The organism is Sphingobacterium sp. NPDC055346 (assembly GCF_053645235.1).
In genome coordinates this window covers 547,028-568,804 of the sequence record NZ_JBSHMI010000002.1, presented here as the reverse complement: position 1 = coordinate 568,804, position 21,777 = coordinate 547,028, and the positions used below count along the sequence as shown (strand labels likewise).

General features: G+C 39.2%; 18 protein-coding genes. 8 read left to right on the top strand and 10 right to left on the bottom strand.

Annotated elements, in window-relative coordinates; translation table 11 throughout:
* Positions 1-2: 2 nt before the first annotated feature.
* From ACWICE_RS06800 to ACWICE_RS06785, 4 genes are read left to right on the top strand one after another with little or no spacing between them, the layout of a single operon-like run.
* Positions 3-1,820: a RagB/SusD family nutrient uptake outer membrane protein gene (locus ACWICE_RS06800; RefSeq protein WP_313257988.1), complete on the top strand. Its 1,818-nt coding sequence runs from the start codon at positions 3-5 to the stop codon at positions 1,818-1,820.
* A 4-nt stretch (positions 1,821-1,824) separates the two neighbouring features.
* Complete coding sequence (locus tag ACWICE_RS06795; RefSeq protein ID WP_185217940.1) at positions 1,825-2,499, top strand: DUF3823 domain-containing protein; 675 nt, start codon at positions 1,825-1,827, stop codon at positions 2,497-2,499.
* A 6-nt stretch (positions 2,500-2,505) separates the two neighbouring features.
* Positions 2,506-3,996, top strand: coding sequence for a sulfatase (locus tag ACWICE_RS06790; protein WP_454297911.1), 1,491 nt, complete (start codon positions 2,506-2,508; stop codon positions 3,994-3,996).
* Positions 3,997-4,007: 11 nt separating this feature from the next.
* Complete coding sequence (locus ACWICE_RS06785; protein ID WP_454297910.1) at positions 4,008-5,858, top strand: glycoside hydrolase family 2 protein; 1,851 nt, start codon at positions 4,008-4,010, stop codon at positions 5,856-5,858.
* Between the two features lie 301 nt (positions 5,859-6,159).
* On the opposite strand, the gene ACWICE_RS06780 is transcribed toward ACWICE_RS06785, so the two are convergent.
* On the bottom strand, positions 6,160-7,227 hold the full coding sequence (locus ACWICE_RS06780; RefSeq protein WP_185217938.1) for a baeRF3 domain-containing protein: 1,068 nt from the start codon (positions 7,225-7,227) through the stop codon (positions 6,160-6,162).
* A gap of 311 nt (positions 7,228-7,538) precedes the next feature.
* On the opposite strand from ACWICE_RS06780, the gene ACWICE_RS06775 reads away from it, so the two are divergent.
* Positions 7,539-7,997 carry a hypothetical protein gene (locus ACWICE_RS06775; RefSeq protein WP_454297909.1) on the top strand — a complete coding sequence of 153 codons (459 nt, stop codon included), beginning with the start codon at positions 7,539-7,541 and terminating at the stop codon, positions 7,995-7,997.
* Here ACWICE_RS06775 and ACWICE_RS06770 read toward each other — a convergent pair.
* A complete protein-coding gene (locus tag ACWICE_RS06770; RefSeq protein ID WP_454297908.1) occupies positions 7,965-9,476 on the bottom strand; it encodes a TPM domain-containing protein in 1,512 nt (503 codons plus the stop codon). The two genes, ACWICE_RS06775 and ACWICE_RS06770, sit on opposite strands and share 33 nt — an antisense overlap.
* A 219-nt stretch (positions 9,477-9,695) precedes the next feature.
* On the opposite strand from ACWICE_RS06770, the gene ACWICE_RS06765 reads away from it, so the two are divergent.
* Both ACWICE_RS06765 and ACWICE_RS06760 read left to right on the top strand, forming a co-directional pair.
* A complete protein-coding gene (locus ACWICE_RS06765; protein WP_185211998.1) occupies positions 9,696-10,256 on the top strand; it encodes a DUF4230 domain-containing protein in 561 nt (186 codons plus the stop codon).
* A 7-nt stretch (positions 10,257-10,263) separates the two neighbouring features.
* On the top strand, positions 10,264-10,872 hold the full coding sequence (locus ACWICE_RS06760; protein WP_454297907.1) for a class I SAM-dependent DNA methyltransferase: 609 nt from the start codon (positions 10,264-10,266) through the stop codon (positions 10,870-10,872).
* Here the strand turns inward: ACWICE_RS06760 and ACWICE_RS06755 are convergent.
* From ACWICE_RS06755 to ACWICE_RS06730, 6 genes are all read right to left on the bottom strand, one after another.
* Positions 10,861-12,075, bottom strand: coding sequence for an MFS transporter (locus tag ACWICE_RS06755; RefSeq protein WP_454297906.1), 1,215 nt, complete (start codon positions 12,073-12,075; stop codon positions 10,861-10,863). The genes ACWICE_RS06760 and ACWICE_RS06755 overlap by 12 nt on opposite strands.
* 268 nt (positions 12,076-12,343) lie before the next feature.
* Positions 12,344-12,748, bottom strand: a complete 405-nt coding sequence (locus ACWICE_RS06750; RefSeq protein WP_185211995.1) for a hypothetical protein — start codon at positions 12,746-12,748, stop codon at positions 12,344-12,346.
* A gap of 1,046 nt (positions 12,749-13,794) precedes the next feature.
* Positions 13,795-14,742, bottom strand: a complete 948-nt coding sequence (locus tag ACWICE_RS06745) for a DUF5106 domain-containing protein (protein ID WP_454297905.1) — start codon at positions 14,740-14,742, stop codon at positions 13,795-13,797.
* Positions 14,743-14,900: 158 nt separating this feature from the next.
* Positions 14,901-15,590: a hypothetical protein gene (locus ACWICE_RS06740; protein ID WP_313258008.1), complete on the bottom strand. Its 690-nt coding sequence runs from the start codon at positions 15,588-15,590 to the stop codon at positions 14,901-14,903.
* A 546-nt stretch (positions 15,591-16,136) separates the two neighbouring features.
* Positions 16,137-17,747: a hypothetical protein gene (locus ACWICE_RS06735; RefSeq protein WP_454297904.1), complete on the bottom strand. Its 1,611-nt coding sequence runs from the start codon at positions 17,745-17,747 to the stop codon at positions 16,137-16,139.
* Positions 17,748-17,786: 39 nt separating this feature from the next.
* Positions 17,787-17,969, bottom strand: coding sequence for a hypothetical protein (locus ACWICE_RS06730; protein ID WP_185211991.1), 183 nt, complete (start codon positions 17,967-17,969; stop codon positions 17,787-17,789).
* 662 nt (positions 17,970-18,631) lie between these two features.
* On the opposite strand from ACWICE_RS06730, the gene ACWICE_RS06725 reads away from it, so the two are divergent.
* Entirely contained in the window at positions 18,632-18,943 is a 312-nt protein-coding gene (locus ACWICE_RS06725) for a hypothetical protein (RefSeq protein WP_214648481.1), read from the top strand.
* On the opposite strand, the gene ACWICE_RS06720 is transcribed toward ACWICE_RS06725, so the two are convergent.
* Positions 18,940-20,652, bottom strand: coding sequence for an ATP-binding protein (locus tag ACWICE_RS06720; protein WP_454297903.1), 1,713 nt, complete (start codon positions 20,650-20,652; stop codon positions 18,940-18,942). The two genes, ACWICE_RS06725 and ACWICE_RS06720, sit on opposite strands and share 4 nt — an antisense overlap.
* Positions 20,649-21,773, bottom strand: coding sequence for a sensor protein KdpD (locus tag ACWICE_RS06715; RefSeq protein WP_185211989.1), 1,125 nt, complete (start codon positions 21,771-21,773; stop codon positions 20,649-20,651). The genes ACWICE_RS06720 and ACWICE_RS06715 overlap by 4 nt, the downstream gene beginning before the upstream one ends.
* Positions 21,774-21,777 lie beyond the last annotated feature (4 nt).

Here is a 21,777-nt window from a genome sequence, read left to right as displayed (position 1 = left end):
TCATGAAGAAATTTAAAATTTATATACTATCAGCAGCATTATTGGCAGGTACTGCGTCCTGTTCCAAGTTTTTGGACAGAGAGTCTGAATCCATCCTAACTGATCAACAGGTCTATTCAGACGAAAAAATGGTTGCTTCCGTATTGGCCAATTATTATGGAAGAGTGAGTTGGGGGCAACATATCGCAAATACCGGCAGTATGGCAATGCTCGATGAAGCTGCATTTTCTTCTGGAGGCCCCAACAATATGCAAGATTATGGTGATGCGCTTTGGCGAGTGTATGACTATACCCTACTCAGAGACCTCAACTTATTTATCAATGGTGTAAGGAACTCATCTTTCAGTGAAACCACACAGGATAATTTTGAAGGTGAAGCTCGCTTCCTGAGGGCATGGACATACTTCAACATGGCACGAGGCCTCGGTGGTGTACCGATCATCAATGATGAGGTATTTGATTACCAGGCTGGAATCGATATCACGACCCTGCAATATCCACGATCTACCGAAAAAGAGATCTATGATTATATCATAAAAGAATGTACTGAAATCAGCAGCTTATTGTCCGATGCCAAGAATACCAATTCTGCTAGAGCCAATAAATGGGCTGCACTGTCCTTAAAAGCTAGGGCCGCCTTATATGCAGGATCTATTGCAAAATACAATTACAAGACCCCAGAGGTAAAGACTAGCGGTGGTGAAGTAGGTATCCCAGTTGCAGAAGCACCAAAATATTACACGCTCGCTTATGAAACTGCAAAGGATATTTTACAAAACAGTCCATATGAACTGTACAATAAAAACGCTGACAAAGGAAGAAATTTCTACGAGGCTGTAAGCAGTAAAGGCAGTACGGAGGTTATCTGGGCTAGAGATTATAAATATCCTGGACAAACCCACCAGTACACCAACAATATCATCGCCTCTTCAGTACGCGGAGATATTGATGCCAACATCATTACACCAGTCTTGAACTTAGTAGAGGATTTTGAATACACAGATGACCGTGATGGCGCTTTAAAACTGACCAACGGTGCCGGTGATTTCATCTATTACAATAATCCATCAGATGTCTTTGCCAAAAAGGATCCAAGGTTATATGGAACCATCATTTATTCTGGGGCTGATTTCTTAGGTTCTACCATTACTTATCAAGCCGGCGTAAGGTATTTGGAAGGTGGTACATGGAAGATAAAAACAGCTGAACCTGGAAAATCAGAAGCTCCCTACGGTTTGATTACCAGTATGGACGGACCTACCACTTCCAATGATCAATTTGTCAATAAATCTGGATTCAATATCCGTAAATTTTTAGAAGAAAACAGGGATGCTTCAACCCGTGGTCGTGGTAGCGATATGTGGTTTGTGCGCTTTAGATTGGGTGAGATCATTTTGATCGCTGCCGAGTCCGCTCTGGAACTAAACAAACCTCAGACCGAAGTTGCTGGATTTATTAACCAATTGAGAGACCGTGCAGGAATCCAAAAATTAACGACGGTAACCTTTAATGACATTGTTCAGGAAAGAAGGGTTGAGTTAGCATTCGAGGATCACCGCTATTGGGATCTGAAAAGATGGAGATTGGCACATACCGTTTGGAACGGCCAGCAGGACAACCCTAAGGCTACCATGTATGTACTGTTTCCCTACAAAGTGTATGCCCCTGGAACTGCAAATCATGGTAAGTGGGTTTTTGAAAAGCGTAAATCTAGTCACGTGATGTACCCTCGATACTTTAGGTTCCAAAATTATTACAACTTCATCGACCAAGGTTGGATCGATAGAAATCCAAAATTAGTCCGTAACCCTTATCAATAAGACAATGAAAAGAATAAACATATTAGCCATCGGATTATTCCTAAGCCTTGCCCTACTCTTTTCCTGCGGAAAGGATAATTACGACGCCCCAAATGCAAACTTGACAGGGAAAGTGACCTATAAGGGTGCAGCAGTTGGTGTGAGAGGTTCCAATAATTCCGTTCGCCTACAGTTATGGCAAGATGGATACGCTCTTAAAAACCCAATTGATGTTTTTGTCACCCAAGATGGTTCCTTCTCAGCAGCGCTTTTCAACGGGACCTATAAATTGATTACGGTTCCTGGAAATGGCCCTTGGAAATCCAAGACAGATACCATGACCGTGCAGCTAAATGGTAACACCAATATTGACTTTCCTGTAGAGCTCTATTATGACCTCAAGGATATCAAATATCAATTGAACGGCAACAACCTAACAGCAACCTTCAATGTAGAGAAACTTGATCCCAGCAAAACCTTGGATGATATCAACCTTTTGGTTGGTAAGACCAAGTTTGTCGACTTAGGTCATTTTCTGAAAAGAGCGAATAAATCGGGGGATTCGAACGGAAATGTCACCTTGACCGTGGATATCGGTCCGGAATTGCAATCGAATCCAATCCTATTTGCGAGGGTTGCCGCTAAAATCAATGGTATCACTGAAGCTATTTACGACGCTAACATACATCAGGTTAAATAATTGGATATGCAGATTTTAAGCCGTATTACCCTCATTGTCCTTACCATAATAAGCTTTTGCCAAGCGCAAGAAAAGCCTTATAATGTATTGATGATCCTAGTGGATGATCTACGTCCTACATTAGGTGTATACGGCGATAAAGCTGCAATCAGTCCAAATATTGACCAATGGGCAAAGAATGCCATGGTCTTTGAAAGAGCCTACAGCAATCAGGCTGTATGCGTAGCATCAAGATATAACCTACTCTTAGGTTCAAGATCTACATCTACCGGATTATATGATTTTGGGAGGGCATTTCGGGAGTTTTATCCCGATGCTACGACCCTCCCAGAATTGTATAAGAACAATGGTTATTATACAGCGGCCATTGGGAAGGTATTCCATGTTGGCCATAATACGTACAACGACGAGCAATCTTGGTCGGTGAACCATTGGCATGACAAGGTGATCGAATATGCAGCCAAAGACCATAATAAGGAAACCAGGGAAGAAGCATTATTCGCCAATAAAAGTTGGGAATATGCCAATCAACTGGAAAAAGGTTCTGCTTGGGAAAAACTGGATGTAGCAGATGATGCCTACGCCGATGGCCGGGTTTCGAATGAAGCTATAGCACGATTGGACGACCTAAAAGCCAACAACCAATCTTTTTTCTTAGCCGTTGGTTTTGCAAGGCCGCACCTACCCTTTACGGTCCCGAAGAAATACTGGGACTTATATGACCAGGATGAACTACCGTTTCCAAACATACAGGGCAATCCAAAGAACGCACCTTCTTGGGCGGTAAAAAGAGATGGTGAAATATCCCAATATGCCCAGGTGCCTTCGGCAAAAGACAGCGATCCCTTTCCACCAGAATTAACCAAGACCTTAATCCATGGTTATTATGCAGGGGTCAGTTATGTAGATGCTCAAATTGGGAAAGTATTAAAACATTTACAAAGGACGGGCTTGGACAAGAACACAATTGTCGTAATTTGGGGAGACCACGGTTACCTATTAGGTGAAATGGGCATGTGGTCGAAACATGTAAACTATGAATTAGCCAATCGCATTCCCTTGCTGATCAAACATCCTGCTATGCAAAAAACAGGACTCAGCAAGGAATTGATTGAAACAGTTGACATCTATCCTACGTTGGCAGCGATGAGCGGCCTGGACCTAAAAGAAGCGAAACAACCTTTGGACGGGATAAGCTATGCAAATATGCTGCTTTCTGGATATGGAAGCTTAAGGGAAACCGTGTACCATTGTTTTCCGAGAGATGGAAAACTTGGAAGGGCCATTCGGGACAAAGACTATCGACTGATTTCTTGGCAGAATTTTCAAGGAACTGAGGATCCACAATACGAACTCTACCACTATAAAAATGGACTGGTAGAAACTGAAAATATTTGGAGAGAAGATCATCCAGCATTTATAAAACTTAAGGAAGTCTTATCGGCACAGCCAAAACCATTGCCCATGAGACCTGCATCTAAACCACGAAAACATTAACAAACAAGAATATGATGAAGAAAACAATTGCAATTGCATGCTTAATTGCCGCTTCTATCACGGAGGGAAATGCTCAGAACTGGGCGCCGGTCCGCGATAAAATCCTTACTCCATGGGCGGAACAGGTAACCCCTCAAAATGCGCACAGAGAGTATCCAAGGCCACAACTCGAACGAAAGAACAATTGGCAGAACCTGAATGGTTTATGGAAATATAAAATTACCAATAAAGACCAAAAAGATATCCCTAGCTCTTGGGATGGTGATATCTTGGTGCCTTTCGCTGTAGAATCAGCCCTTTCGGGTGTTGCTAAGCCAGTAACGAAAGATGATGCCCTTTGGTACAACAATAAGATCAGCATCGACAAAAAACTGAACAAAGGTCAGATCCTGTTGCATTTTGGTGCTGTTGATTGGGAATGCGATATCTATGTAAATGGACAGCATGTAGGAAATCATCAAGGTGGTTTTGATCCTTTCAGTATTGACATTACAAAAGCAATCAAAAAAGGAAAGTCCCAAGATATTGCTATCCGCGTATGGGATCCTACCTCGGATGGTCCGCAACCTAGGGGTAAACAGATCAACAATCCACATGGGATTTGGTATACGCCAGTTTCCGGAATTTGGCAAACCGTATGGTTGGAATCTGTACCTGAAACGCATATCGTAAGTACTAAGCAGACTCCAGATGTAGACAATTCAGTTTTGAAATTCTCCGCTGAACTATCTTCAGCAAAAGCTGGTGACGAGATCTTGGTAGAAGCTTTTGATAACAATAACAAGGTTGCAGAAGCAAAAGCAAATGCTGGAGAGGAAACCCAATTAAAAATCAATAACCCAAAATTATGGTCTCCTGACTCACCAAAACTATATGACCTGAAGGTTAAGGTATTAAGAAAAGGAAAAGTTGTGGATGAAGCCAGCTCTTACTTTGCCATGCGTAAGATCAGCGTGAAGAAAGATGCCAATGGCATCCAAAGAATGTACCTGAACGATAAGTTTGTCTTCCATTATGGTCCTTTAGACCAAGGTTGGTGGCCAGATGGTCTACACACCGCTCCTTCGGATGAGGCTTTACGCTTTGATGTAGAGAAAACCAAGGAAATGGGTTTCAACATGATCAGAAAACATATCAAGGTAGAACCTGCTAGATGGTACAGACACTGCGATAGCATCGGCGTTTTGGTATGGCAAGATATGCCAAGTGGTGACCTAGGAGGCAACATCTGGGATATGAACCCTGGAAAGATCAGGATCGGAAAACATGATAAAGACCGTACACCAGAATCAGAAGCCATCTATAAAAAAGAATGGAAAGCTATCATGTCCCATCTGCATAACTTCCCTTCCATCGTGGTATGGGTGCCTTTCAATGAGGCATGGGGACAATTTAAATCCAAAGAAATTGTGGACTGGACGATCCAAAACGATCCTTCCAGATTAGTGAACGGAGCATCAGGTGGTAATTTCGATGCACCTGGACATATCTTTGACATCCACAACTATCCAGATGCTGCAATGCCAAGAGCTGAACTGTTTGGTGACAAATATGTATTGGTACTGGGCGAATATGGTGGTTTAGGCCTACCGGTAGAAGGCCATACCTGGCAACAAAAGGATAATTGGGGTTACCAGTCTTTCAAAAATGCGGATGAGTTGAAGAAAAGATATCAAGAGGTGGTTTCTGACCTAAGCAAATTAATCCCTAAAGGATTATCTGCTGGAGTATACACACAGACCACGGATGTGGAAGTCGAAACCAACGGATTGATGACATATGACCGAAAAGTTATGAAGATCCCTGCGAATGAATTGAAAGAAATCCATAGCAAACTTTACCAAAGTGATCTGGTTAAATAGAAACGATTATACCCAATAATAGAATATAGCAAAGCTGGTCGAGAGCAATTTCGACCAGCTTCTTTTTTAAGTTTAGTTAACCTAAATCTTCTTTCATTCGACCTTTAATTTGACCTTATTCGAGACACATTCGGAATTTTCGCAATATGGCCCGAACATGCCTCGAATATGGCTCGAAACTTATTCTCCATTTTTGATTGAAAAATTCCGGATATCACCGCTATTATTATTGGAAATTCCTTAATAAAGAAAAGGCTGACTAAACAAATAGACAGCCTTAAGATAATATTATATTAGAGCACTAATAACGTACTTTAAGCACAATCTGCCCCAAATCGTTCAGTTCTTCTTGACCCGTAAAATAAGCTTTCCCACCTTTTGAAAGTACATTCCAAGCGATATTGGAGACAATATCATCGACAACACCCGCTTCTTTTGAATCATCAACCAAATCAAAAGTACGGTCTGATGTCATCTTAACGGGCTGCTCATAATCTTGCTGTACCATAAGTAACTCTCCTCTGCCGTCAATGGCTGCTTGATAGATATCTTGAAGGTCTGTCAATACCTGACCGGAGGATACGGCTTGCTTCAAGTCGCCAATAGCATTGGAACGCTCTTCTTTTTGCAGGTCCTTAATGCTTTCAAAGGCCTGCTTTGCCATTTTATCAGGTTCTGAGGCATCATAGTTCATATTGTCATGGGCTATGTACATCTTAGGAATATCGGCGACCTCCATGAGCATCGCATAATTGGGCTCCGTGGAGATAACCACAACATCCAGATCATTTGCATTATGGACCTCAACAACTGCCTTATCGATTTGATTGAAATATTCTTTCAAACGGTTTTCAACTTTATTATTGTCGGATCCCGTCACTTCCAATGGATTGGCATCAAACGGGAAATCATCGTTTACGATTTCTTTCTCAACTCCATCGTTTAATGCTTCAAACAGATGGGCACCACCTTGGGCTATGGACAAAATCATATATTCTTTGGTTCTATTCAATGCCTTGATCAAAGGTTTAACAGCAAAAGAATCATCAATAAAGACGGCCTCATTATCCACCGGCCATGGTGAAACGACCATTTCATCAACCTCCTTGGAAATAAATACATGCAAGCTGTCCATTAATTTTTGGGATGTTACCTTTTCTGGCAATGCTTCCAATTTTTCTAGGATCTCTGGAATATCTCTTTTTCCATACTCTTCAAGTAATCTGCTTTCCGCTTCCTTGATCAGGTTTTTGAGAATGATTGGATTTTTCTCGCTATCAGGAAAGGTTCTATAGGTATTAAATGAAAGTGTTATACTTGGAGATTCATTTTTTTCTGTCAACGACTGAATTATATCTTTTAATGCCATAGGTTTTATTAATTAAAATTGTGAAATACTGCTTATTATCTATATATACAACAGGTTGGAGGGCTTATGGTTTTAGATAATCTGGATAAGGTCCAGCTAGTTGAGGGATTAAATGCAGAATATTACAAAAGATGGATTAGGATAGCTAAATTTGCCTTTTAGAAACGATTTATGAAGAACAAGCAGAAAAATTTCTTTCAAAGGCATTTGGATGAGATCAAGGATACTATCTTTCCCTATGATCCAGAGGACAGTCCTGGACAGAGGCGAAGAAAAAAATTAGGTTGGGTTATGTTTTTAATTTTGATGACATGTGGACTGCTATCCATGGTAATAGCCGTATCCTTTGCTCACTAAGGATATTTTTACTGAACCCCTATTTTGTAGGTTATTGTCTTGCTTGGCTCTTCGTGAGGTACAGCAGGTTGTCAGGGCATCCTATACCCTATATCAATAATTGGCTTACAGATTTTGTCTTTGTTCCCTTGATCGCCCATTTTGCCTTTTGTGCAGGAATATTCATACTAGATCTAAAAAAAGGCTTTTCATTTCCCTTATGGCAGCTACTGGCATTGGCTTTCATGACATCCATTTTCTTCGAATACCTAAGTCCAAGAATCACAGATTACAATACTGCTGATATAGTTGATGTGGTCTGTTATTTTTCAGGTGCTCTTTTCTATTATTTCATCCATCAGCCGATTAATAATAAAAAATTAGCTCATGAGGAGCGCAGGTTACCAGCGTCCTCCAGCTCCACCTCCTCCTGAAGAACCACCACCAAAGGAACCACCACCACCAGAGGATCCGCCTCCACCAGAACCAGATGAACCACTGCCCCCTGAACTTCTTTCTAATTTTGGAATGATATAGGTGCCCAATACGATCATGTAATCACAGTTTTCGCATTTGTCGATCTTTTCACCTTCACCAGAACTCGTATAGGTAGCTTTCTTGATAACTTTTTCTTTATCCTTCTCCAAGGTAAAAAAATGACATTCCGGACATTCATAAAGCCGCTTGTTGACATCCCATGGAATTAACTTGATCTCTTGGGATTTATTGTTTTTCCAGATCTCATATCGCCGTGACCCAATCTTTTCTTCTTTTATTTGCCCTTTGTTCAGATACTGGCTAGTTTCAGCCTTTTTGGAGGTTCTTACAATTCTTTCCCAATCCCCAGAGTTATCGGGTGGATCATAACGATGTTTATATTTATTCAGACGGAACAGGATACCGCCCATATTGAATAGCGCTAATGGCGCTAAGATGGAAGGAATTAAAGTCAAGCCTGCAAATTTTTTCAGCGCTATTCCTTTTTCTTTCTCATCCACATAGCTCTTTTTGATAGCTTCTTGGGTATCATGGATTTTCATCCACAGGACCAAACCCCAAAAAACAAACAAGAAATATGGCGTATTCTTTACCTGATAGACTTGTTCGAAATTTTTAAATATAAATGCGAAAATGAAAATAGAAACAAACATTAAGAATCCCATACAGCCTAATCCATAGAAAAACGGAGCTATGGGCTTTAGTTTTTGTTTGTCAGTTTTTAACCTTTTACCTATTAAATGTATATAGATATAGAGGAGCAAAAAAAAACCTATCACTAAAAGACTATTTTTGAAATACGGATTTTGAAAGCTAAAAAATGGAATAGCTTCGGGCATCATGGATTTTAATTCTTCCAGCGAGTTAGGTGATTTTAGGATTTTGGAAATAAATTCACTGGCCTGTAGTAATCCGATTTCATAATTTCCCTCCTTAAAATTGGGTACCAGATATTTTTCACCTACCTGCTTAAGATAGATATCAGGAAAGATCCTTTCCATTCCATAGCCAGAAATAAAACGGTATTGACGTTTTTCTTTAGCAATGAACAGCAAAAGGCCATTATTGGCCTGTTTGTTTCCTATCCCCCATTTATTGAACAAATCAAAGGCAAATTGAAAATCATCATCCGATTGATAATCATTGACAAGCACAATGCTATATTCTGCTCCTGTCTGTTTTTCGATATCTAAGGATATACTATCCAGTAAACTGACTGTATAGCTACCCAATATCCCATCTGGGTCACTGACGTAGTAATCTTGACCTTTAGATTTAGGATTAGGCACCTGATCGATGCTATAGATTGTTTGGGCAGTAAGACCAGATGAAAATAGCAATCCACTTAGGATTAAACCAATCCATAATAAATTTGTAAATTTTAGTGCTAAATGATGTTGGATATCGCTCTTCATCGATTCAAAAATTGGGTTACATAAAAATAATAAAATCTAAGCTGTCATGCTAAATGCGTTTAATAGATATATATAAAATCGACAAACATTATGTCATGTTTTTGGGTAATTAGATTAGGGAATTGTAATTAAATGGTTACTAATCAAGTCATAATGATAGCATTACAGTTTCTTGACATTAATTTTGTAGAATGGTCTATATTTTGAGAACAGCAGGATATGACAAAGATATTGAAAGTATTAATCGTTCTAGGATTGATCATTGGAATCACTTGGTTTGTATGGGAAAGGATAAAACCAGCTCCCACAAAAGAGACCAATCACCAGATACTAGTGGAGAAAATCGAGTCAATGGGTAAACTAGAACTTGTAAAATATCGCTTGAGCGATGTCGTGGAGCATAAGAATATGACAGCTTATCTTCCCGATGCCAGTGTTTTGTTGATCATCAAAGCGGATGCGGTTGGTTGTATTGACTTGGGAAAACTGAAAGCAGAAGATGTAAAGGTCATCGATGATTCAGTAACCATTAGTTTACCGAAACCAGAAATCTGCTATGTAAAAATAGACCACAAAGCTTCAAAGGTGTATGATACTAAAATGGCATTTTTTAGGGAAGCGACCTTGGTAGATGAAGCTTTTAAGGCGGCTGAGCAAGAAATCACCAATCAGGTTAAGAAGTCTGATATTTTGGAACAGACCAAAAACAACGCTACGCATGTATTGCGTCCTTTATTAGAAGGATTAGGCTATACAAAAATCAATTTAACTTTTTATTAGAACAAGGATGTCAAATAAAGAGCGGAAAGATGTATTTAAGGTATATGATATCATTGGGGAAAGCTTCTATGAAAATAGAAGCCAGAACCTGATGGAAGAAAAGTATCTAGAATCGATCTGCTCGTTGATTCCAAAAGCAGGGAAAATATTGGATCTGGGTTGTGGCTCCGGGAAACCGATCTTCGAGTATTTCAAAAAAAGGGGATATAAACTGCTTGGCGTAGATGCCAGTGAAAAAATGCTGACTATCGCCAGAAAAAACTTTCCTGAAGATGAATTCCTATTGATGGATATGCGCCAATTGAACCTAGATCAAAAGTTTCATGCCATCATTGCTTGGCACAGTTTCTTTCATCTGGAGGCAAAGGACCAAGAAAATATGTTCAACATATTCCAAGAACTTTTGGAGCCTAATGGAATATTGATGTTTACCACTGGCAATGAGCATGCGGAAGTTTGGAGTGAAAATTATGGGCAGAACTTATATCATGCTTCCTTATCTCCTGAACAGTACCAAGAGCTATTGTCGGTACATCAATTTAAACTTATCCAGCATAGCGTTGAAGATCCCGAATGTGGCGGTGCTACAGTTTGGATCGCTCAGTTAATCCAATGATTCCTTAAACTTCACTTTTTTCATATTAGGAAGGAAATATGCCGTGATGCCAATTAAAGGCAGATACGCACATACCATATAGATATTTTCCAGTGAGGTATGATCCGCCCAATAACCTAGGATTGCAGCTCCTATCCCTCCCATTCCGAATGCAAATCCATAAAAAAGTCCGGAAACCATCCCTAATTTTCTCGGTAAGAGTTCCTGTGCATAGACTAAGATAGATGGAAAGGCAGAAGCCATGATCAGGCCTATGATAAAGACCAATATGCCGGACCAAAAAAGGCTAGCGAAAGGCAACAACAGACTGAATGGCGCACAGCCAAGAACGGAAAACCAAATGATATACTTCCTGCCCAAATAATCTCCTAAAAAGCCTCCAAACAGGGTTCCCAAAGCAATAGCTATCAAGAAATAAAATAGATATACCTGTGACTGTACATCGCTGATGGCAAATTTTTCCATCAGGTAAAATTGCAGGTAACTGGTAATGCTGGCAATATAGACGTATTTAGAAAAGATCAACAGAAAAAGGATAAAGATGGAAAAGTTGATCGTAGCATTCGATAGGTCAGGCAATTTGACCATTTTTTTGGCCTGTCCCTTTACGGCAGTAAGGACCTGCTTGTACCAAACCGCAATATAGGAAAGGACGATCTGCGCAAACACACCTACCAATAAGAACCATAAAATATAACGTTGACCATGCGGAACGACAAACAAGGCCAGTAATAAGGGTGCCAGTGCAGAACCTGTATTTCCCCCGATCTGAAAAATGGACTGTGCCAAGCTCCTTTTCCCGCCAGAGGATAAAAAAGCCACCCGAGAAGATTCAGGATGGAAAATGGAAGATCCAATACCAACCATAGTTACCGAAAACAATACCGAATAATAATTATTGGAATAGGCTAATGCAATAACTCCAATGATACTGAACATCATGCCGATCAGTTGGGAATATGGTTTGGGATGCTTATCAGTATAAGCGCCCACAACTGGCTGCAATAAAGAGGAAGATAGTTGGAAACAGAAGGTAATCACGCCAATCTGCGCAAAGCTCAGGTGAAAGTTTTCTTTCAATAGTGGATATGAAGCGGGAATAATCGCTTGGATCATATCATTGGAAAGATGGGCAAGGGCGATAGCAAGGAGGATTGGGTAAGAAGTTTTCGATTGATCGTATGAGAATGATTGTTTTGGCATAAACTGACAAATAAATTAAATTGCTGTAAGCAAATCATTAAAAATCAAAGCGTATATCCAGACAATAAAATCTTATTGGGAGGGTAAACTGCACAAATGTAAGGCATTAATAATTGGAATTCCAAAGAATCCGGTATAAATCTCCTTAAATGAATGCGAGGTTTTAAGAATTTACTTTATCTCAATAAAAAAAGCGCGAAAATCGCGCTTCTTCTCTCATTATTAGTCTATAAAAGCCAATAAAAATGGATTATTGACCGTAAAAAATCTACTCATTTATTCTTAGGGCAGGCTTGATATCTTCATAAATAGCCATGTATTCCATTCCTGCCTGTCCAGCATTGATCACTTCACCTTGTACCATGACCTGCACATTTCCGTCTTGCTGTGGAACCTCCAATACTTTTGAAATCTTGACATGTCCACCTACTGGAATTTCAGATTTCAGTTCTGCATTCGGCATACTGTTCTCTGCTGAAAGAAAATATCCAGATTTTCCACCATCCGAATGCGTGTAATGATAGTAATAAAGGGGTTCTTTGGTAATGAAAATATTGTTTGCAATATCCGCGTATTTAGGATCTTTGGTCACATCTCCCTTTTGACCTGTACAGGCAGAAAAAATCAAAACCGATAATACAATGGCTATCCAACTTAAATGCTTCTTCATCATGTGCTATTTTTATAAGTTTAAAAATTAATTTGTTTCTATTTTCTATTGATGGGATAAAGGTCAGGATAAAGCCCTAAAAGCAAGAAAATATAGAATGACAAAGCGTATACAAGGCATTTTTGGCTTATATACAATTTATATACAGGAAAATTAAGCGTACAGAATCTCCCTCAAAGTAAAGGAGTTAGGGATGAATAGATTGGAGATATGAGACCTGTGCAAGGACACTTTGGCTTTTTTGGACTTATTCCATCGAGGGCAATATGTCAAAAATAATCTTCGGGAAAAAAATTGTGGGTCTGGATAGCCAGAGATATCCAACATTAATTTCGTTGGTACGAAGGATGGATTTCAGAATAACGCTTACAGCATTGATTTGTTGAGGATTGCATTTCGCGTACAGTTCCTGGACCTTCGGTCCAGGATGGCATGACCCATTGAGGCGTGAACCGTCCAGATTCTTCACTATTCGTTCAGAATCAAAATGCGCTAAAGAGGGATTCAGAGTGAAACGAAGAATCTATTTTTCGGTGTTTTTTAGGATCGTGGTCTTTCCGAAATCGTAAGATGAGGGAACTATTTCAAATGTAGTAGGGATAGTTCCGAGACCCATCGGGGTGCCCTCAGGGTGACACAGAAAGGGTATAGAAAAATATTTCACCCACGCTGAGGGTTGGTCAATTTAAATATCCAGATTCTACAAAGATTCCACCCACTCTGTGGGTTTATTATCTGTCCTAAAAGGAAAAAGGAGTTAATCACCCTAAAGAGTGATATTGATGTTAGGATTGCAGCAGACGGGCTTATGCAATAAGCCCCTACAAAATCGGCTACCTTTCCAGCGATACGATTGACACGACCTTGGCCCATCCGATAGGTGAGCGGAGCCGATCCCCTCATCCCGAACATCCTGGTTCATTCCCAGATCGTGGTCCATCCTCGAATCCCGAACATCTTGGTTCATTCCATGATCTTGGTCTATCCTCTCATCCCTTTAATACTGGTTCAATCTAACCATTCCATTTAAGGACACATATTATTTAACACTAAATGTTTTGGAAGAATTGGATGACTTGATTCAAGTTCGTGTCTTTCAATATGACTTTTTTATTCTCATCCATTAAATAAATGGTAGGTGTAGCTTTGATCATATACAATCCTTTGGTAACGACTGTTTGATTTTCATCTAAGCCATTGATCCAGTTGCTAGGTATATTTTTTTGATAGTTTTCCCAAATCTCCTTATTACCATCAGGGTAAAGCGCTAAAATCTTAAGGGCACCTTTTTCAAGGACAGCATTAAAGCCAGGGTTAGATTTTATCTGACCTATAGCCTCTTCACAAGTACTACAACCAGGCTCATAAAAGATAAGCATGGTAAATGGCGCTTTGATTTCATTTAGGGAAGAAATAGAGCCATCTGCTGTAAGGAAACTGAAATCAGTGGCTGTGCTGCCCGGCTTATTTTTCCTTAACAGGGGCAATAAGGTTTCATATTTAATCTTTTCATCTGGAGATAGCTTACCTGACCCGATCAAATAGTCTAAAAAAGTTTCATAATACTGATCATTTCGCATTGGGGAATTAGGATTGCCAAGATAGTTGTCAAATTGGTACTTAAAGAATTCAAAAACTGAGTTTTCGATCTTCGCTTCATTTAACAGATTTTCTATACCATCTTTCAGGGTATCCGGTTGAACCAATGGAAAATGTCCTATATAATCAGCGACAGCTTGTTCCCCATAATTAGGATCAAACAGCTTGCTGGTATCCCTAAAATTGAAGTTGTCCCAGAAATGGTTGAATACATAAGTGATCTTTGCCTCCTCCCCTTGGATATTATCAGGTGCTTTTGGCGGGGTATAGGCAACAATTTCGGTAGGTTCACCTAAGGCTTCGGCATCATTGTTTTTCGAGTTTGTATTTTGGTTACAAGATGACAATAAAAGAAATCCGGCAAGGAATCCTAAGGTCAATATATTATTTATTTTCATATTCAATTTATTATAAGGCATTAACTAGAAATACTGTGCCAAGGTAAGTTTTTTTGATAAAATAAGAAGGATTGTTGGGGATTGGAAGGCATAAAAAAAGAGAAGCCTTGAAATCGGGCGAGATCAAGGCTAATTATTAATAGTTAGTGAATCTAAGCTTACCTATTCAGGGTATACTTCACACCTACCGAGGTAGATACGGCCCCTTCAAAATTCCTTCCTCCCACTTCACCATCGAATTCGTCACCATACAGGTTACCCCTGATATCCAATGTGAAATCTAACTTATCAGTTAATCGGAAAGTTTGCAGCACTCCAAGGTTAGGACTGAATTTCAGTGATCCTGGATCAGACAATACGGCTCCGAAACCGATACCCACGTAAGGAATTAAATTGTACAAACGATTTGGGTCATAGCCCAATGCATCATTAGTCCAATTGAACATAAAATCTGCATGAACATTAATGAAGTTAAATTTTTGGTACTCCAATGATTGACCAGAATGAAAAACTTCACCAGTTGTGTACATTTTAGTTTGGGTAAGGCCTTTGTAATGTAAACCGTTCAGCCCAAGTCTAATTGCAAATTTTTCGTTAATCCATTTCCCTCCATACACCTCAAACTGAGGCGTGATTCTTTTTCCGACAGAAAGTTGTTTGTCATGGTCACCAAAATATATTTGACCGCCCACACTTGCACCAACAAACCAATGATTCAATTCGGAACTTTCTTGGAAAGCTTTCTTCGCTATGAATTGCGTTTTCCAAGGGGTGTCATTAACTGGTTCCTTCGCGAAACCTACAACTGCAAACAATGTTGCAAAAACAATACTACTTAACTTTTTCATTAATGTTGTTTTATGATTAAAAAGAAGATTTTTTATTACTATCAGTTTATATACTAGCAAACAAAAATCGCTTCTTCTTTTTACGAACGCTTCTGAATGTAATGCATTTAAACTATACAACCAGCTTAAATACTTTTCTATAATTTTTGAAAATTAATAGTTAGTGTGATTCTATTTTTTTCAATTTCTCTCTGAACAACATTACGAATATACATGCTATTTTAACAGGAGCAAATTTATCAGAATCTCAAAATTATACTATTAATTAATTTTAAAACATCAAGATTTTATATATTTTCATCAAATATTTAAAATACATTCAAAGACGACGTTCTGAAAGAAACAATTTTGTCTTTTTATGACATGAATTTACTCATAACATTTTTATTTAACAATAAATTGAGTTTGACTTTAAATGATTTTGTAAATGTTTATCTACAGTCAATTTTAACTTGGAAACTGGGGAGAATCAGGAATATTAAATGGAGAACAGCAAAGGGCTGTCCATGCCGACAGCCCTAAATTATGAATTAGGATAGAATGAAATTATTTTCGGATACATCGAGTATTTAAGTTCCCTCCCCAAGAGGATGCCGCCCAGTGTTCCCAGACATAGTCACCAACAAGCAAATATCTTCCATCACTAACGCGATAGGTAAAAACTCCTGTTATGGCTCCACCGGCAAAACCTGTTTCGCTGGTCCAAAAATATCCATTAGTACCGTCCTCATTTACACCAAATATTCCGGCAATAACATGGAAATAGCCAATTTTATTAACCCTCATTTTGTTGCTAGGATAAGGAGCCGCTGTTCCAGTAGCTACGTATTCAACATAATCACCAGTCAATTGACGATTAGATCCAGTTTGCGAAATCAGCTTGTCAGTCTCAGCCCTGTTAGGCATTTTCCATTTTCCTAAAGGATAAACTCGAGTACAAGGGTCCTGGGCACCAATGGTACCCCCTGGAAACGGAGCTTTAAAATTCCAATATTCCTCTGAAACCCTGCCATATATAGGCTCGATCTGATGTCTGAAACGATAGGCTCTATCTGCCTCACTAAAGTACAGGTTAGCTCTTGACCAACGAATACCATTTACAGTTACGGCCGATTCAATCAAGTCCATCGCACTGGTCAATCGATGTCCCCATGTCATCTCTGGCAAGTCCATTGAAAATTGGAATGGAGTCGAGAATGTACGTGTACCTACTCCATTATAGACCTTATCCAATTTTATCGTAAAGGTTTGTACATTGACAGTCATTGCAGGGATTGGAGTTTGTGCAGCAGTATAATAAGAAGCAACTTTAATCGTATCCTTTGTTTTTACACTAAAATTGGTAAAAACAAGATTACCAACATCAACTGCCGTCATATTTTCATACTGGTCGGTAAGAACATTTAAAGTACCTTTTTGGATATAATCTGTTCCTGCAAAATTCGCTGTAATGCTTTCCAAGCCAGCAAACATCCCTCTAGCACTCAGTTCAGCGCCGATTTTTGAGGTTCTGTGCGCAAACCTAACCAGCAATGGCTTATCAACATTTCCAGCACCTGTAACCGTTACGGTTCCGCTTGCATAAAGCAACGGTTTATCCACTGCCGATTCAATTACTGGAGCAGCTGGATTGGCCACATCTGGAATGTTATCAGTCGTATTATACGAATATGCATACCAAGTATACTCTTCACCTTTCACGACCTCCACATGTGAAGCTACACCCGACTGAGCATGTAAGGAAGTAACAAATTTACCGTCTTTATAAAGCAGTAATCTGTACTTAATTCCTGGGTCCATAGCAAGGGCTTTTGTCGCTGACTTTCCTGCTGTTCCTTTTGCAAACTGATTGTTGGAAACGGTTCGGTCTCCAGCAACTTGATCTTCTTGCAGTCTTACAATAGCATCAAATTCTTTGTAGGTCACATCTTTTTCTTCCAATACCCCTGTAGGCAATTGGGATGAACTCCTTGAATTGGAAGCTTTACTAGCTTTAGTATCGATTTCGTTTTCAATTCCCTCTACCTGAATGCTTAGGGATGCTGCAGACCCAGAATCGGCACCGTCTCCTGCACCTGCATTCTTATCACAACTTGTCATTAATCCTAAGGAGATAACTCCTAAAACACAGAATCTAATAAGACTTGTATTTGACATTTTTTGATATAATTTCATTTTATTTTTTTGCCCTTAATTCTATAAATCAATTTCATGGGTTTCCTTGGAATCCATCCAGTTATCAATTTCTGGAGTGTAGTTACCGTTGGTTCCGTTGCCCGGTGTAAAAGTTGCGGATGATGCAAGGATTCCTTGCTCGAGTTCAATTTTTAAAAGCACAATTTTTGGTGATACATATACACCCAATACTTTCTTTTTCATAGTTATTTTTTTGTTTCCAACCATTCTCATGGTTGCTTTTGAAGGATCTTTGATTTATTGATAATATAGATATACTGTTCCCCAAGATTTTATAACAGCATCTTCTAAACCCTTCTGTCATCATTTGACTTCTCCCAAGCCAGTTAATTAATTATTGATTCATTCTTTAAATAATAATAAATTATCATTATTTATTGGCACAAAAATATGGCAACATTATAGGGTATTCAATCATTAGATTTAATTAATTCGGTTATGTAGTAATAACCTTACAACCAGATTGTTACAATAAACCGAAAATAAATAATAGGTTTAATTTTAGTAATATTAGCGTCTTGAGTAAGGTTTAAAATGATTTCAACAACAAAAAGTTTTAGTAATTATACACCCCATTAACCTCAAATAAAATATATTAAGCCGGCAAAAGGTTTATGAATTAAATTTCGGAAGGAAAAATAGTTGCAGTGCTAATTTTTAATTGCACGACAAGAATTACATTTGCTAAAACGATATTATCATGGAAAAAGTAACCATTTCTGTAACTAAAAAAGGCCATAACAAACAATTTCGCACTATTTTGGGTAAGTATATAGGAAGGTTCTATCACATTTGAGAACGGAATTAAGTAAATTAGGTCAATAAACCAACGAAAGGAGGAAATCATGAAGATCATCACTAGGATTTGGCATGGGATTACCAAAAAGGAGGATGCAGACGCATATTTAAATTACCTTTTTGATACAGGGATCAAGGACTATAGAAGCATAAAGGGGAATCTTTCCACCAAAGTCTTGAGGAGGATTGACCATGATATTTGCCACTTTATGACCATTACCGAATGGGATTCGGTCAATAGCATCCAGGAATTTGCTGGAGAAACCTTCGAAAAAGCAAGGTATTACAAGGAAGACAAGAAATACCTGCTAGAATTCGAAGAGTATGTTACGCATTTTGAAACTTACTTGATTGATTAAGGGTTTATCATTGGAAGCCTGAAATAAAAGGTACTTCCGACTCCCAATTCACTTTCGACACCAATTTTACCGCCTTGATTTTCAATGAAGTCTTTGGAGATAGATAATCCCAATCCTGTTCCTGTACGTACGCTGCCTGGTATTTGGAAATATCGGTCGAATACCTTCAAACGATAGGCCGCATCAATACCTTTACCATGGTCTTTGACGGAAAACAATAAATGCTTATTTTCCTTTATAAGGGATACAACAATCTTACTGTTTACCGGTGAATACCTGATTGCATTGGTGATAAAGTTGGTTAGCACCCAAGCCGTTTTTTCCTCATCCACATATATCTTGGATATATCATCTTCTATTTCAGTGCTGATTTCAATATGCTTCTGTTCGGCTTGCATCCTGGTCGCATTTAATGCATACTGAATAATTGGCAATGGGTCCGATATTTGGGAATACAGCTTAATGTTCCCTGTTTCAACCTGCGATACATTCAATAATTCGCTTGTTATCCGTAATAGCCTAAGGCTATCCTCTTCAATTCCTTCTAATAGCTTTTTTTGTTCATCGGTCAATGAACCTGTTCTTGGATGTTTAAGCAACTCAGAGCTCAACTGTATGGATGCAATTGGAGTCCGTAACTCATGCGAAACCGTTGCGATGAAATTGGTCTTTGCCACATCCATCTCCTTAAAGGCGGTGATATTCTTCAGTACGATCAACTCCCCTATCTTCTGGCTTTTCAATTCCCCTGTAGGCGTAATTTCCATAGGAATGACTTCCTTTTCAAAATAACTTTCCTTATTGTCGGCAAAGATCTTTAGCGTTGACTCTCTATTATTTACATCGATCAGATTACGGACCAAATCATTGTGATTTACCAATTCATCAATATTGCTATGTAATAGGTCTGTGCGCTTTAGTCCTGAAACCTGTAGGCATTCATCATTGATGAAGATGATCTTTCGGTCCTCATCCAGACCAATTACAGGATCATGCATGCTATTGACAAGCGTTTCTACCCTTTTCTTCTCTTCGAGGATCTGATCTAATTTACTGTTCGAGTACTCTTGAAGTCGTTCAGCCATACTATTGAATGAGCTCGCCAGTTCAACGAATTCGGAATCTCCTTCGAAATATAAGCGTTGTTTATAATTTTGACGGGCGATCTCAGAGATGCTTTCCGTCAGTTTTTTGATAGGATTGGCAATATTGCTTGGAAGATTGATAAATAATACAAAACCAATAAGGAAGCAGAGTGCGCCAATAACGGAAATCAGGACGAAAGCATTGCTTGCCATTTCCTTGGCATGATCACTTTTCATGACAATGGCATCCATATTCACGGTCATCAGTTTCACCAAATCAGCACGGAATTCCTGACCTACAATGGGATCGTCTGGGTTTTCCTTTAAGCGGGCCAACTGCGTGGAAAGCCTCTCGGTGATGTCCTTTTCACCCTGTTCAGTTACATTTTGTTTCTGCCTAGCAAAATTGCTTTCCAATTGAGCTATGGCTTCTTTATTCAAATGCATTTCATCTGAAGCCTTCAGCATATTGCGGGCATACTCCACAGAATTGTAGTTTGCTGAAAGCACGTTCTCCGTATCTTTCTTCAAGGAGCTGACAAATAAGGTGCTTACCGCAGCAAGGATCAGGATCATTAGAAATAACAATCCAATACCTAAATAGAGTTTAGCTTTAATTTTCATGATAGAATAATGATGTCAACTTGAATCTTTTCCAATTTCTTTAATAGTCTTCTAAATATCCCCATGGACCAAAGGATCCTGAGGAATGGCCAATATGGCCAACCAACACAGAGGGTCGTGATCTCCATACGAAGAACTTGATCGACGATGCTCTCCGGCACATCCTTCCCTTGAACCTGGATAACCTGTCCACCCAATTCGGTCGCCAATTTAAAATTATTAATGAGATAACGTTGCTTATCGAGCGCTATTTTATCGGTGCTCTCTTTTGGGGTCTGTATATAAAGGACAAACCAATCGGCTTGATAGTAACTCGCAAGCCTTGCTGTTCTCCGAATCAGGTTCTTGGCTTTCTTTTCATCCGTTCCAATGCATACCATAAACCTTTCTGCCTTGCGCTTTGAATCTGGTTTTTTTTCGCGTTCATGTTTTTTGATCGCATGGGCAGCAACTTCTTTTAAAGCCAGCTCCCTCAACAAAAGCAATTGCTCGGATTGAAAGAAATTCTTTAGCGCAGTCTCAATCTTTTCCTTTGTATAGATCTTACCTTCCTTTAATCGACCGATTAGGTCCTCAACGGAGATATCAACAAAGACTATTTCATCTGCTGACTGGATTACCCGATCTGGAATCCGCTCATAGACTGGAACAGATAACAAATCCCCAACATCTGCCTGTAGACCTTCCAGATGTTGGATATTGACGGCTGATATTACATTTATGCCAGCATCCAGCAGTTCCATTACATCCTGCCAACGTTTTTCGTTTTTGCTTCCCGGAACATTCGTATGGGCAAGTTCATCCACCACCACGACCTCAGGATGTTTCTGCAAAACCAGATCGACGTCTAGATCTTCTAACTCATTGCCTTTATAGTATATTTTCTTTCTTGGAAGCAACGGCAAACCGGCCAATTGTGCAACAGTCTCCTCTCTATTATGGGTTTCAATATAACCTATCTGCACATCAATACCATTCCTTAATAGGTTATGCGATTCCTGCAGCATCCTGTAGGTTTTCCCAACACCAGCACACATCCCTAAATAGATCTTAAACTTTCCTCTTCTGGACTGTTTGATCAGTTCCAGAAAGTGTTCGGCCGATTTACGTTGTTCTTCCATTTTA

Coding starts and splice junctions, on each gene's coding strand:
- ACWICE_RS06800 (WP_313257988.1), top strand. CDS start 3: ATGAAGAAATTTAAAATTTATATACTATCAGCAGCATTATTGGCAGGT.
- ACWICE_RS06795 (WP_185217940.1), top strand. CDS start 1,825: ATGAAAAGAATAAACATATTAGCCATCGGATTATTCCTAAGCCTTGCC.
- ACWICE_RS06790 (WP_454297911.1), top strand. CDS start 2,506: ATGCAGATTTTAAGCCGTATTACCCTCATTGTCCTTACCATAATAAGC.
- ACWICE_RS06785 (WP_454297910.1), top strand. CDS start 4,008: ATGATGAAGAAAACAATTGCAATTGCATGCTTAATTGCCGCTTCTATC.
- ACWICE_RS06780 (WP_185217938.1), bottom strand. CDS start 7,227: ATGGCATTAAAAGATATAATTCAGTCGTTGACAGAAAAAAATGAATCT.
- ACWICE_RS06775 (WP_454297909.1), top strand. CDS start 7,539: ATGTGGACTGCTATCCATGGTAATAGCCGTATCCTTTGCTCACTAAGG.
- ACWICE_RS06770 (WP_454297908.1), bottom strand. CDS start 9,476: ATGAAGAGCGATATCCAACATCATTTAGCACTAAAATTTACAAATTTA.
- ACWICE_RS06765 (WP_185211998.1), top strand. CDS start 9,696: ATGACAAAGATATTGAAAGTATTAATCGTTCTAGGATTGATCATTGGA.
- ACWICE_RS06760 (WP_454297907.1), top strand. CDS start 10,264: ATGTCAAATAAAGAGCGGAAAGATGTATTTAAGGTATATGATATCATT.
- ACWICE_RS06755 (WP_454297906.1), bottom strand. CDS start 12,075: ATGCCAAAACAATCATTCTCATACGATCAATCGAAAACTTCTTACCCA.
- ACWICE_RS06750 (WP_185211995.1), bottom strand. CDS start 12,748: ATGATGAAGAAGCATTTAAGTTGGATAGCCATTGTATTATCGGTTTTG.
- ACWICE_RS06745 (WP_454297905.1), bottom strand. CDS start 14,742: ATGAAAATAAATAATATATTGACCTTAGGATTCCTTGCCGGATTTCTT.
- ACWICE_RS06740 (WP_313258008.1), bottom strand. CDS start 15,590: ATGAAAAAGTTAAGTAGTATTGTTTTTGCAACATTGTTTGCAGTTGTA.
- ACWICE_RS06735 (WP_454297904.1), bottom strand. CDS start 17,747: ATGTCAAATACAAGTCTTATTAGATTCTGTGTTTTAGGAGTTATCTCC.
- ACWICE_RS06730 (WP_185211991.1), bottom strand. CDS start 17,969: ATGAAAAAGAAAGTATTGGGTGTATATGTATCACCAAAAATTGTGCTT.
- ACWICE_RS06725 (WP_214648481.1), top strand. CDS start 18,632: ATGAAGATCATCACTAGGATTTGGCATGGGATTACCAAAAAGGAGGAT.
- ACWICE_RS06720 (WP_454297903.1), bottom strand. CDS start 20,652: ATGAAAATTAAAGCTAAACTCTATTTAGGTATTGGATTGTTATTTCTA.
- ACWICE_RS06715 (WP_185211989.1), bottom strand. CDS start 21,773: ATGGAAGAACAACGTAAATCGGCCGAACACTTTCTGGAACTGATCAAA.